Consider the following 13,301-nt stretch of genomic DNA (forward strand, 5'->3'; position numbering starts at 1 on the left):
GTAGAGATAAGAATATGAACCTTTTTAAATTAAGTATAATTGCGGTAGCAGTAGCAGGTCTCTCAGCGTGTAGCTTGGAAGGCGATGATGGCAACGATGGCGCGCCTGGAGCCCCCGGAGCTGATGGTGCAAACGGTCAAAATGGCTTAACAAGCCTTACCGTTCAAACTGAATTAGCGGTGGGCGATGCTAATTGTCCTAATTCAGGTGTGCGCATCGACTCAGGCTTAGATGCAGATGCTGACGGCACCCTTGCCGATTCTGAAATCACTTCAACAAGCTTTGTTTGTGTGCCTGGAGTTAACAGCGTTAGTAACAGTGAACTTTTGACTAGCTTAAATAACGAGTGGTTCGTAGCCGCTCAAACCGAAGTGGAAAACAATAAAGCGGTGTGGATGAACGCAACTTCGGGTGAAAGCGCTGCTTCATCAAATGCGGCGTTTACTGCCACAGTTAATTCTCGAGAAGAATTAGACGCCATGGTAGCTAATCTTCGTGGTAAAGCAAAAAACGTTATCTTGTTTGTAGGTGACGGCATGGGCGTTTCAACGGTTACCGCAGCTCGTATTTTAGACGGACAAATGAACGGCCTTGCCGGCGAAGAAAACCAGCTTAGCTTCGACAAATTCCCCTTCTCTGGCCTTTCAAAAACCTATAACGTCGATGCCCAAACTCCGGATTCTGCGGGCACAATGACCGCGATGATGAGCGGTATAAAAACCGACGTTGGTGTTATCGGGGTTGACGAAGATATTGAGCGCGGAGATTGTTCTACCGTTGCGGGTAACGAGTTAGTGACGGCGCTTGAGCTTGCAGAAATCGCAGGTAAGTCTACCGGCATCATTTCAACTGCCCGTATTACACACGCAACACCTGCTGCAACTTACGCTAAATCTGCTGACCGCAACTGGGAAGACATTTCGGATATGCCAGAAGCAGCGGTTACTGCAGGCTGCTCTGATATTGCCGACCAGCTAATTAATTTCGAAGCCAACTTAGAAGCGAGCTTCGAAGGCTTAGACGTTGATGGCATTGAGGTGGTAATGGGAGGCGGACGCCGTCACTTCTTACCTCGCGACGAAGCGTTCAACAGTCCGGATGCGGCTAGCAGCGTAGAGGGAGACCGTACAGATGGACGTGACTTGACCGCTGAATGGCAAGCAATGTACGAGAACGGCGTGTATATTTTTGATCAGTCTGGCTTTGACGGATTAAATACAGAAACCACTGAAAAAGTGTTTGCGCTGTTTAACGAATCGCACATGCAATACGAGGCCGACCGTGGCAACGATATTGCGGGTGAACCGTCTATCGCCGAAATGACGAGCGCAGCAATTAAAGTATTGGATAATAACGAAAAAGGCTTCTTCCTTATGGTTGAATCTGGTCGTATTGACCATGCTCACCACGCGGGAAATGCCTACGGTGCACTTCATGACACTATCGCCTTAGCTGAAGCCGTTGATGCTGCTGATAAGCTTACCGATGACGAAGATACGTTAATTATCGTTACTGCTGATCACGGGCACGTATTTACCATTGCGGGTTACCCTAAGCGTGGCAACCCAATTTTAGGTAAAGTAGTAAACGTAGGTTCAGACGAAGCAGCCACAGCTGCCGACGGTACGCCATACACCACGCTTGGCTACACCAATGGTTTAGGCTTTAGAAATCTTGGAGACGTGACTAATTCAGACGCCTCTTATTTAGAAGGCCCAGATACAGGTCGTAAAGATATCACTGATATAGACACAACTACACCAGGGTATCACCAGGAAGCGTTGATTCCGTTAAGCTCTGAAACTCACTCGGGTGAAGACGTAGGCATTTATGCGAAAGGCCCAGGCGCTTTCCTTATCAACGGAACCAACGAACAAAGCGTTATTTTCCATGTTATGGATTTTGCGGGAGACTTTGTATCTCAAGCAGAAAGTGCAATGGAATAAGCTTTTTAAAAGTTAAAACAAGGGCGGCCTTCGGTCGCCTTTTTCCATGTAAGTAAGCAACATCATTCACTCTAGGATTTAATGAATGAAATCACTCAAAGCCTCTATCTTTGCTTTTGTGTTTTTTTCTGGTTTAAGCACGCATGGCCTGGCTCAAGATATGAAGAATCACTCTGCCATACATGCATCTCCTGAACTTGTTTGTGAGAAAAACGGCGCTAACCTTCACGCAGCGTACGAAACAAGCATTAAAAGCCCATCAAAAGACCCAAAAACTACATCACTTCATTTGTGGCGAAATGCAAATAATGTGGCGCATGAATATCCCGTAACAAATATTACTGAGTCTTGGACACTGGTTCGAGAGCGTTTTATCAAACCAACTCGATATTTTGATGCTCACGTGCGCGCCATAGAATATCAGCCTGGAGAAACTATCCACGGTAAAAAAGAGACGGATTTTTCCTACCGCTACCAGCTTATAAGTGACAAACTCATTAACGCAATGTCGCTAGACAAAAAAGACGGTAAAGGGTGCGATACGGTTGAATACTACTCACTGGAAAGCCCCCAAGGTAAATTTACACTTAAGTGGCTTCCTTACCTAAAATTGGTGGCATTTTTTAGCGTTGATAAAAACGGCGTAACCAGAGAATGGAAACTTACGAACGTTGATTTTAATGCTAATACCGAAGCCTTTTTTTCAAAAAGACGTGACTATCAAAGTACAGATTACGCTGATATTGGCGATGACCATACTGACCCGTTTTTAACCAAAATGGTCACCCAGGGCTTTATTGAAGCTGGAGCCAGTGGGTTCTATGATGAACATGGCCACAGTATCGGTGAAACCCATTCTCACTGAGAATATAGCGCGTAATAAATAAGTGGCCATGCACTTTACATGGCCATTTAAAAATTCTGTAAAAAGGATTTATTACAAACTATCCCAAAGTACATAAGTTATTCACTGGCTTAATTTTTGTTCTATGGTATAAAAGAGCAAAATGAGCGACTCATCATGGATGGTGTAAATGACAGATGTACTTCTTTCCCCTGCAAACTTTTGGTTCAGCATCGCGCTATTCGCCGTTTTCTTAGTTTTTATTCTTGAGCTTATCAGCACCGTTTTTGGTATGAGTCTTTTGGGATTAGGCGACGACTTTGCCGAATTCGATGGTGAAGGATTCCTTAGTACATCCTTTGCCAGTTGGCTAAATATAAACAAAGTTCCTTTTCTTGTTTACCTCATTGTATTAATGACCTTTTTTGGCCTTTCAGGGCTAATCATCAACGGTTTAAGTGCAAGTATCCTTAATACAACATTCCCCTCACTTGTCTCAGTTTTGCTCGCTTTGGCGATGGGGTTGTTTATTACGGCAAAAACTGTTCGGCTGATTTCAAACTTGCTACCCAGCGTCGAATCTAGCGCCCTTAGTAGCGACGACTTTCTTGGCTCTGTTGCTGAGATAACCATTGGAAAGGCAAGTAGAGGAAACCCCGCAGAGGCAAAGTTCACCGATCATTATTCGCAACCTCATTTTGTGTTAGTAGAGCCATTTGAAGACCATGAGCTTTTCTCGCAAGGAGAGCGCGTAATTTTAGTTCAAAAAAATGAACACAGCTGGTTAGCAACACGCTACCAATAACCTAAAAAGAGATAAAAGTATGGATACAATTCAACCATCTAGCTTGCCGTCAATCCTCTTTATTGCCGGTGCCATTGTTGTAGGGCTCATTGTTATTGGCCTTATTTTCGCAAAACTCTATACCCGCGCCACCAAAGAAACCGCCTTTGTAAGAACGGGGTTAGGCGGCGAAAAAGTAATCAAAGACGGGGGTGCCTTGGTACTGCCTGTTGTTCATGAAATTATTCCGGTGAACATGAACACCCTTCGCATTGAGGTAGAAAAAATTCAGAAAGACGCGCTTATCACCAAAGATCGCATGCGCGTTGACGTAAAAGCGGATTTTTATTTGCGCGTCGCGCCAAATGCGAGCGGCATATCAATGGCCGCGCAAACGCTTGGTACACGTACCACCCGAGCAGAAGAAGTTAAAAAGTTAATGGAGTCGAAATTTGTTGACGTCCTTCGCGCCGTAGCCGCTGAAATGACTATGACTGAAATGCATGAACAGCGTGCTGACTTTGTGCAAAAAGTTCAGCAAAGCGTCGCTAACGATCTTGAAAAGAATGGTCTAGAGTTGGAATCGGTAAGCTTGACAGGCTTTGACCAAACAGACCTTCAGTTTTTCAATGAAAACAACGCGTTCGACGCCGAAGGTCGCGCTCGCTTAACCAAAATCATTGAAGAAAAACGCAAAGAAACCAACGATATTCAGCAAGAAAACCGTATTCTTATCGAGCAACGCAACTTAGCAGCAGAAAAGCAATCGCTTGATGTAAAACGCGATGAAGAAGAAGCCCGTCTCGCCCAAGAGCAAGTGCTAGCCTTTAAACGTCAGGAACAAAAAGCAGAAATTGCCAAGCAGCGTGAAATGAAAGAGCGTGAAGAACGCGAAGCTGAGATTGCAAAAGAACGTGCCATTGAGGCCGCTGAAATTGAAAAGTCGCGAGAAATTGAAACGCAAGAAATCGCCAAGCGTCAAGCCTTGGAGCAGGCACGCATCCGCCAGCAGCAAGAGGTAGAGGTTTCGGAACAAATCAAGCAAATTGCGGTTGCAACTAAATCAGAAGAAGAATCCGCAGCCCGCGCAAGAGCAGCCGAAGCTGAAAAACAGAAAGTAGAAAAAGAAGAAGCGGTACTGACAGCAAAATCTGTAGCTGAAGCAGAGCGTAAAAAACAAATTGAAGTTATTGATGCACGTAAGGAAGCGGAGCGTGAGGCGGTAGGTATTACCGTTGAAGCACAGGCTAAGAGAGAAGCTGCTGAAAACTCTGCTGCCGCGATTCTTACTGAAGCGAAGGCTAATGCTGATGCCAAAATGCTTCAAGCTGCGGCTGACGAGAAAGTGCTCGCCGTTGAAGCGCAAGGTAAACAGGCGCTTTACGAAGCTGAGAACACACTTAAAACTGAACAGATTGAACTGCAAAAAGCCCTTGCTATGCTTAAAGTATTGCCTGAACTCGTGGCAAACGCAGTTAAGCCTCTTGAAAATATTGAAGGTATTAAAATTCTACAAGGTTACGGTCAAGGTAACGGCGCAAAAGGCGAGCACACTATTGCCACTACTGGCGGTGGTCTAGCTGAACAAGTAACGCAAGCCGCGCTTAGTTACCGTGCCAATGCACCTTTGGTAGACTCGATGCTTCGTGAAGTGGGCTTGGTAGACGCTGACAATGGCACATTAGAAGACTTGGTAACGAGTAACAGTGATTTGCTAGCTAAGGCAAACGCTGTAAAACCAAAAGCTATTGCAACACCACCTGAGCAGTCAAGTGGTAATAAGACATCAGAAGCGTCTCCATTGGAATAACGTTAAGTTTTCAAATACGTTCTAAACCTGACATTGCTACACTGTTTACGCTCTAGGAAACGCCCTCAACATTCTAACATTTCATTCGTTGGGGGCCTCTTGTGTTTGCATTCCTCCCCTTTTTTAAACGCTGCAAAAGTTGTTTGTTAGTAGTAGTATAAACGCGTACTGATAGACGCCTGGCCGAGTTAACATATCTTTCACAAACCGAGATGATAGGCCACTTAAATTCGAGGAGATTTCTGATGTCGTCGATACACGAAGAACCTGAAAAGCCTTTGAGAGATGACTGCTGCGGTGGGGGCTCATGCTGCCCTTGTGTCTGGGACGTCTACTATGAAAAGTTGGCTAAGTGGAAGGAAGTCAAGGAAGAACAAGAAAATAACGAAGCGTCGAGCGACATCGGCAATTAAAAAGTTACAGGCGCACGTCGTAAACTAGCGACAATAACCCACCGTTCCACCTACAGCAAAACCAAACAATCAACGCCAAACCAACATTTTTGCAACACCCTTCGTTATTGAACTTCTCATTTACAAATTCTCGTTGTGCTGATAACCTATCTTAATCGATTAAGTTATTAATTTTACTGGCGTCAACTGTCACTACGTTATGTTAGTAAAATATCAACAATTAAGCAAAGCCCGTTACATGTTCAGCTATGGACCAACAAGACTGGTAGCGCTTGACTTAAAGTAATGCACGCTCGCGATGTATTCGAAGTACGAGTAAGCACATGCTGAATTTTGGAGAGTTATCATGTCTATACGCAATGGCGTTCAATTAATCACCTATGCAGACCGATTAGGTGATGGCAACATAGAGAGCCTTACAAGCCTTCTTCAAGGCCCGCTAAATGGCTTATTCACCGGTGTTCACATTCTCCCCTTCTACTACCCATATGATGGTGAAGATGCTGGCTTCGATCCTATTGATCACACCTCCGTCGATGAACGATTAGGTGACTGGAACAACATCAAAAATCTGGGTGAATCGGTAGATATCATGGCCGACCTTATTGTTAATCATATGTCTGGCCAAAGCGAAGCGTTTAAAGATGTGTTGAAAAAAGGTCGCGAGTCTGACTATTGGCCACTATTTCTTACTAAAGAAGATGTGTTTAAAGGTAATGACCAAGCGTTAATCGATGAGCAAATTGCTCAAGTGTTCCGCCCTCGCCCAACACCGTTTTTCAGCGATTATGAGGTAGGCACAGAAACTGATTCTCCAGAGACGGTTCCGTTTTGGACTACCTTTACTTCCAACCAAATCGATATTGATGTTGAATCGCAATTAGGTAAAGATTATTTATCTTCTATCCTACAATCATTCACTGAAAGCAACGTTGATCTTATTCGTCTTGACGCGGCAGGCTATGCAATTAAGCGCACAGGCACTAACTGTTTTATGCTTGAAGAAACCTTCGAGTTTATTGAAGAACTTTCAACGCGCGCACGTTCGATGGGCATGCAGTGTCTTGTAGAAATTCACAGCCACTACCAAACCCAAATTGATATTGCTTCTCGTTGTGACAGTGTTTATGACTTTGCACTACCGCCTTTGGTGCTGCATACGCTGTTTACCAAAGATGCAAGCGCACTGGCACATTGGCTATCAATTTCACCTCGCAACTGCTTTACAGTTCTAGATACGCACGACGGCATCGGCATTGTTGACGTGGGCGCAAGCGGTGACAAGCCGGGCTTATTAAACGCCGAGGCTATTAATGCGTTGGTGGAGCAAATTCACGTTAACTCTAATGGTGAGTCTAAAAAAGCCACCGGCGCTGCCGCGAATAACGTTGATCTCTACCAAGTCAACTGTACCTATTATGATGCGCTTGGCAAAGATGACTTCGCTTATTTGGTGGCGCGTGCCATTCAGTTCTTTAGCCCAGGTATTCCTCAAGTTTATTACGGTGGTTTACTCGCTGCACAAAACGATATGGAATTACTAGCTAGAACCAACGTCGGTCGCGATATTAACCGTCCGTACTTAACATCTACCATGGTTGAAGAGGCAGTGCAAAAGCCGGTTGTTAAAGGCTTAATGCAACTTATTACCCTTAGAAACGAAAGCCCAGCATTCAATGGCGCGTTCGACGTAAGCTACAGTAATAACACACTGGTACTTACTTGGAATAAAGACGGCGATATTGCGTCATTGACCGTCGATTTTAACAATATGAGTGCCACAGTACACACTGTCACTAACGGCGAGGAAAGTACGCTGTCTGTCGTTTCTTTACTTGCCTAAACCGTAAATAGATAGGTAATTAACCTTAGTAATAGTGTGGCTCGAAAAAGGTGGGTGTGGGGAAGCTTTTCCTACACTCACCTTTTTTTGTTTTCCTCACTTTGTGTAATACAGAGCGCCTAATGCACTTTATCGCTGCCCCTTAAATTACCTATGTTCATCATTGTAGGTTCTGCCCCAATCACATAGCTGGCGCAAGGTTGGCTCTAGCGTACGACCTAGGTCTGTAAGTGAGTATTCGACGCGCGGGGGCACTTCAGCATACACTTTGCGATTGACCAACCCATCACGTTCTAGTTCTCTTAACTGCTGAGTAAGCATTTTCTGTGTAACGCCCTGAAGACGCCTACGCAATTGACTAAAGCGCAGCGTTTTATGGCACAAGTGCCATAAAATAACGCCTTTCCACTTTCCACCAATTATTTCTAACGATACGGCTACGCCACAAACATACTGAGCCGCGTCATTTTCTTTTTCCCCAATTTTAGCTGATTTGGCATTAATAGAATCTACGGTAACAATACCGTCAGCCTTCTCTGCTTCTACCCGTGTTAAATTCGCCGTCATAGCAATTCCTTAAAAAGCAAAACAGCCGACGCTGCTCTTGGTTTTAACCAGTGCAAACTTCAATAAGATAATTTAGAGAAGCCAGCGATCATTTCCAATAGTATCTTTTTGGGTACTACCCTACTAAAAAGTGCATACTTGCGCAAAGTGTATATATTGTCACAATGGGAAGCGTAACTTTCAACCAATGGAGACAGGTATGACATCGTTCAAAGCGTTGCTTGTAGAAAAACAGGAAGATAAATCATTTGTCCGCAGTGTAAGCCAGCGTTCGCTTGATGATTTACCAGAGGGCACCTTACTCATTAAGGTGCAGTATTCATCACTAAACTATAAGGATGCGCTATCAGCCACCGGAAATCCCGGCGTAAGCAGAAACTTCCCCCATACCCCGGGTATAGACGCGGCAGGCACAGTTATATCCTGCGATGACAACAGCTTCAAAGAAGGCGATGAAGTTATTGTAACCGGCTATGACTTGGGTATGAACACGGCAGGAGGGTTTGGCGAATATATTCGAATTCCAAGTGAATGGGCAGTGGCTAAACCCGATGGTTTATCGTTAAGGGAGTCTATGGTAATAGGCACCGCAGGCTTCACTGCCGGGCTATCTGTTCAAGGTTTAGTCGAACATGGTATTTCGCCAGAAAAAGGCGATATTCTGGTTACAGGTGCAACGGGGGGTGTGGGCTCTGTGGCAGTAGCCCTGCTTGCCAAAGCGGGTTACTCGGTCGTCGCCTGTACTGGGAAAAAAGAACATGAGTCATTTTTAAAAACACTCGGCGCAAGCAAAGTAATAACTCGCGACGAACTGTTAGAAAATAAAGAGCGCCCAATGTTAAAAGAACAATACGCTGGCGCTGTAGATACGGTGGGTGGTGAATACTTAGCGCAAGCCATTAAGGCTACCCAATATGGCGGAACAGTGACATGCTGCGGGCTTACCGCTTCTGCCGACCTGAATGTTAGCGTATTTCCATTTATCTTGAGAGGCGTTTTGTTACTTGGCATCGATTCTGTGCAGTGCCCTATGCCGCCTAGATTGAGATTGTGGGATAAGCTTGCCAGTGAATGGAAGCTCGATTGTCTTGATGACCTTACAGAGGAAGTAAATCTAGATGCCGTTAATGAAAAAATTGACGCCATTTTAGAAGGGCAGATTTCAGGCCGTACGTTAGTGAATGTTCAAGCCTAGGCTTTGGGGTCAAATTAGGCTTTATTCTTTCCTATTGACCATTAATAGTCGCAGGCAATTAAATATTGCCTGCAACTAACCTACTCTTAATTAGAAGCCTTCCAAGACGAGTTTACCAATAGCCCGCCCTTCTTCTAAAATTCTGTGCGCTTCAATCAAGTTTTCAGCGTTAATTTTACCTAAGTGTTTTCCTACAGTTGTCTTTATTTTTCCTTCATCAATAAGTGATGCAACATGAGTAAGTAAACGACTTTGCTCAACGATATCATCAGTTTTAAACATTGAACGGGTAAACATAAATTCCCAATGTAATGACAGACTTTTTTGTTTAAGCTTTGCCACATCCAAGCTTTCTGGGTCGTCAATTAACGCTAATTTACCCTTCGGCTTCATGACTTCCACAAAGTCTTCAATGTACTGGTGTGTGTTGTTTAAACTCGCCACATGGGTCACTTCACCAATATTCAAGGCCTTGATTTGCGCGGCCATAGGTTTACTGTGGTCAACTACGTAGTCGGCCCCTAACTCTTGCACCCAGTTTTTTGAACTTTCCCGAGATGCAGTAGCAATAACCGTTGCGCCGGTTAATGTTTTAAGTAGTTGCAGCATTATTGAACCAACACCACCTGCTGCGCCCACAACAAGTACAACTTCGTCACTTTTTTCACTTTGCTGTTTTAGCGCAAGATGATCAAACAACAACTCATAGGCCGTAATGGTAGTTAGCGGAAGCGCCGCGGCATCGCTATCTGATAAAGACGTGGGCGCTTTTCCGACAATGCGCTCATCAACCAGTTGAAACTCGGCATTCGACCCTGCTCGGGTAAGGTCTCCGGCATAATAAACTCTGTCGCCAACGGCAAACTCGGTGACATCAGCGCCAATTTCAATCACTTCACCTACGGCGTCCCAGCCTAACACTTTAGGGTCGCCACCTTCAGGATTTACTCGTTGACGAATTTTGTAATCTACAGGGTTTACCGCTATCGCGCTTATTTTTACCAATAAGTCTCTACCCGAAGCGCTGGGCTTAGCGAGTTCTAAATCTATTAATGCATTTGGCTCGTTAATATCTAGTGAGTGGGTATAACCAATAGCTTTCATCATTCGTTTCTCCTTTTGAGTAATATTCTCATCATACTCTTGATTAAATTTCGATAAACAGCACAATATAAGAAACATTATCAAATAGTTTTTGAAAATCATGTTGCTCGATGACTTGAACGTTGTGATAAAAGTAGCCGAATTTCGAAACATTACCGCTGCAGCTACCCACCTAAATATGCGCACCGCTACGGCGAGTGCTGCAGTTAAACGGGTTGAGCAAGCCCTCGGCGCTGAGTTATTTGTACGCACAACTCGATCGCTTAGGCTTTCCTCTGCCGGTGAGCGCTTCTTGCCAACATGTGAACAAGCCATGGCGATGCTTTCAAATGCTAAGCAGAACTTAAAAGGCGATACTGGCGTTATTGAGGGCGAACTACGACTAGGTTTGTCATCTGACTTAGGACGAAATGTAGTAGCGCCGTGGCTTGATGATTTTATGGAGGAGCATGAAAAAATAAGCGTAAAACTTAATTTAAACGACAGCAATATCGATTTTTACCGCGATCCTATCGATTTAGCTCTGCGTTATGGTTCACCAGATGATGCAAGCGTTTACGGATTTAAAATTTGCGACGTGCCTCGGTTTCTTGTCGCCGCCCCTTCTTATCGCAACACCCACGGTACCCCAGAACAATTTGAAGACTTGAAAACGCACAATGGGCTTTTTTATCAACTACACGACAAAGTGTATAACGAATGGGAATTCGTGCACGACGGTAAACCGCTAAAGATTAAAATGCAGGGCAACAGAACGGCGAACGACGGTGAAATGGTCAGAAGATGGGCTGTCGCAGGTAAAGGGGTAGCGGTTAAATCAAGCTTAGATACCTGTGACGATATTTTAAGTGGGCGCCTTGTTACGTTATTGCCCGGCTACCAGCCAAAACCTACGCAGCTTTGGTTAATCTGCCCGAGCCGCCAATCAATCACGCCAGCAGTGAGGTTATTAAGAGACATGTTAAAGGCGCGCTGCGCTGAATGTCTAGCGCGCCTTAAAGAAGCAGGTATTTAATGAGAATAGACGCTAGAAAAGCGCTTAGCTTACCGACGAGGCTCTTTTTACATGCGATGGGCAAAAGGCTATAGCGCTACGTCGACAAGTCTGAGTAGGAATAGCCGTCATTATTAGTACTGGTTAACTTCTAACTAGCGCTTGTACATGGCGGGTGCGCCTTTGCCTGGTGTGCTAGCCTCAATGAATTCACGTAAGTCTTGGTTTGACTGTTTTAAGTCATCGCGACGCAAGTACATCATGTGCCCGCTGCGATACCCTTTAAAGCTAAGGCGGTCTTTTAGGTTGCCACTTTGATCTAGCTGCCACATGGTATATTTGGCGTCAAAGTAGTTAGTTGCGCCATCGTAGTATCCAGCTTGAATCAACACATTCAGATACGGATTTTGCGCCATCGCCAAACGCAAGTTTTCTCCAGTTTGGTTGTTACTTCTATCCCAAGGGTGAACATTGCCAAACATATTGTATTTAATATCAGTTTTGTAATTTAATTCTTCGCGCAGGTAATAATTAATGGCAGGCGTGAATGAATGCAACCATGATGTTAACTCTGCCCAATAATCAGGGCGATCGCCAGTTTGCTTCGCGTCTATACCCAAATAACGGCTATCCAAGCGGCCTAAGGTCTTCCCTTCATCTCGTAATAAATCTTTCCAGAAGAAAGCCGTGCTTACGTCTAGGTTATTTTGAGCGATAGACGCCTCACTTAACCCTGAAAAGCGCGCCATTTGTTTTAGCACGTCACGCTTTTCCGCTTCGCCGATGAAGCCGCCTTTAGCCAACGCAGGAATGAGCTTATTGATGGTAAAGTCTTCGACTTCAGGAAGTAATTCAGTAAGGTCTTTGTTCTGAAGTTCAGGCTCAAGTTTATTATGATACCAGGCGGCAGCCGCAAAATAGGGCAAGCGGTTAGCGGCTTTTACAGGCCCATTGCGCTCAATTCCGATGTCGGTTGGCGACACCAACACGACACCGTTTAGATACATCCACTGGCGGTTTTGTAGCTCCAATGCAAGACCCGAAACCCGCGTAGTACCGTAACTTTCACCAATTAAATATTTAGGAGAGCGCCAGCGGTTATTGCGTGTTACAAAGGTATTCACCCAATCCGCTAAATAGCTAATATCGGCGTTAACCCCAAAGAACATTTTTTGTTGCTCGTCTTGCGAAGGCATACTGCCATCAGCTTTTGGCAGTACACGGCTGTACCCTGTGTTTACCGGGTTTACAAATACGATGTCTGCCACATCTAAAATGGAATAAGGGTTAGTTTGAACACCATAGGGCTGAACGGGATAACCCTCATCATCAATATTTAGAATACGAGGGCCAGTATACGCTACGTGCATCCATACTGAGGCAGATCCAGGGCCACCATTAAAGGAAATAATAAGCGGGCGCTCCGTATTCTCTTTAATGTCAGTTCGCTGATAGTACGTGTAGAATAAGGTAGCAACCGCTTCGTCTTTACTGTTCCATACGGGTTGCGTACCTGTAGTAGCACTGTATTTCACGCGCTTGCCAAGAATTTTGGTTTCGTGTTCTGTCACTACACTGCTATCAATTTTCATAGCGCGAGCGTGTGCTGAGGGGCTTTTCTCATCTTCAGAAGCACTCGCATTCAAACTTACAAAAGCAAGCATAGCGGCCATTAGCCAAGGCAGCGCTTTATGCTTGTTATCACCGTGGCGAAATGACACAAGTGATGTTACTAGGTTTAAGGCTTGTTTATTCATCATTACTCTTGTCTTTGTGTGTCGTTAGATTTATCTTTTTTGTA

Annotated in this window: 11 protein-coding genes; 8 read left to right on the top strand and 3 right to left on the bottom strand. The window is 44.7% G+C overall.

The window, feature by feature from the left end; genetic code table 11:
• Window positions 1-14 precede the first annotated feature (14 nt).
• The 6 genes from JC525_RS05835 to gtfA all read left to right on the top strand — a co-directional run bounded on the left by JC525_RS05835 (window position 15) and on the right by gtfA (window position 7,640).
• Window positions 15-1,946, top strand: coding sequence for an alkaline phosphatase (locus JC525_RS05835; protein ID WP_198814979.1), 1,932 nt, complete (start codon window positions 15-17; stop codon window positions 1,944-1,946).
• 85 nt (window positions 1,947-2,031) lie between these two features.
• Window positions 2,032-2,811: a hypothetical protein gene (locus JC525_RS05840; RefSeq protein ID WP_233095011.1), complete on the top strand. Its 780-nt coding sequence runs from the start codon at window positions 2,032-2,034 to the stop codon at window positions 2,809-2,811.
• Between the two features lie 169 nt (window positions 2,812-2,980).
• Window positions 2,981-3,595: an OB-fold-containig protein gene (locus tag JC525_RS05845; protein WP_198814980.1), complete on the top strand. Its 615-nt coding sequence runs from the start codon at window positions 2,981-2,983 to the stop codon at window positions 3,593-3,595.
• Window positions 3,596-3,614: 19 nt separating this feature from the next.
• Entirely contained in the window at window positions 3,615-5,384 is a 1,770-nt protein-coding gene (locus tag JC525_RS05850; RefSeq protein ID WP_198814981.1) for a flotillin family protein, read from the top strand.
• Window positions 5,385-5,629: 245 nt separating this feature from the next.
• Window positions 5,630-5,797: an oxidoreductase-like domain-containing protein gene (locus JC525_RS05855; protein WP_198814982.1), complete on the top strand. Its 168-nt coding sequence runs from the start codon at window positions 5,630-5,632 to the stop codon at window positions 5,795-5,797.
• 346 nt (window positions 5,798-6,143) lie between these two features.
• Entirely contained in the window at window positions 6,144-7,640 is a 1,497-nt protein-coding gene (gene gtfA, locus JC525_RS05860; RefSeq protein WP_198814983.1) for a sucrose phosphorylase, read from the top strand.
• A gap of 147 nt (window positions 7,641-7,787) precedes the next feature.
• On the opposite strand, the gene JC525_RS05865 is transcribed toward gtfA, so the two are convergent.
• Window positions 7,788-8,207: a winged helix-turn-helix transcriptional regulator gene (locus JC525_RS05865; RefSeq protein ID WP_198814984.1), complete on the bottom strand. Its 420-nt coding sequence runs from the start codon at window positions 8,205-8,207 to the stop codon at window positions 7,788-7,790.
• 199 nt (window positions 8,208-8,406) lie between these two features.
• Between JC525_RS05865 and JC525_RS05870 the strand changes: the two genes are divergently transcribed.
• Window positions 8,407-9,402: a YhdH/YhfP family quinone oxidoreductase gene (locus tag JC525_RS05870; RefSeq protein ID WP_198814985.1), complete on the top strand. Its 996-nt coding sequence runs from the start codon at window positions 8,407-8,409 to the stop codon at window positions 9,400-9,402.
• Between the two features lie 90 nt (window positions 9,403-9,492).
• Here JC525_RS05870 and JC525_RS05875 read toward each other — a convergent pair whose 3' ends face one another.
• Window positions 9,493-10,506, bottom strand: a complete 1,014-nt coding sequence (locus JC525_RS05875; RefSeq protein WP_198815089.1) for a zinc-binding alcohol dehydrogenase family protein — start codon at window positions 10,504-10,506, stop codon at window positions 9,493-9,495.
• 100 nt (window positions 10,507-10,606) lie between these two features.
• On the opposite strand from JC525_RS05875, the gene JC525_RS05880 reads away from it, so the two are divergent.
• Window positions 10,607-11,521, top strand: coding sequence for a LysR family transcriptional regulator (locus tag JC525_RS05880; protein ID WP_198815090.1), 915 nt, complete (start codon window positions 10,607-10,609; stop codon window positions 11,519-11,521).
• Between the two features lie 134 nt (window positions 11,522-11,655).
• Here the strand turns inward: JC525_RS05880 and JC525_RS05885 are convergent, their stop codons facing one another.
• On the bottom strand, window positions 11,656-13,257 hold the full coding sequence (locus JC525_RS05885) for a S10 family peptidase (RefSeq protein ID WP_198815091.1): 1,602 nt from the start codon (window positions 13,255-13,257) through the stop codon (window positions 11,656-11,658).
• Between the last annotated feature and the right edge of the window lie 44 nt (window positions 13,258-13,301).

The organism is Alteromonas sp. IB21, from assembly GCF_016405965.1.
Lineage (GTDB): Bacteria > Pseudomonadota > Gammaproteobacteria > Enterobacterales > Alteromonadaceae > Alteromonas.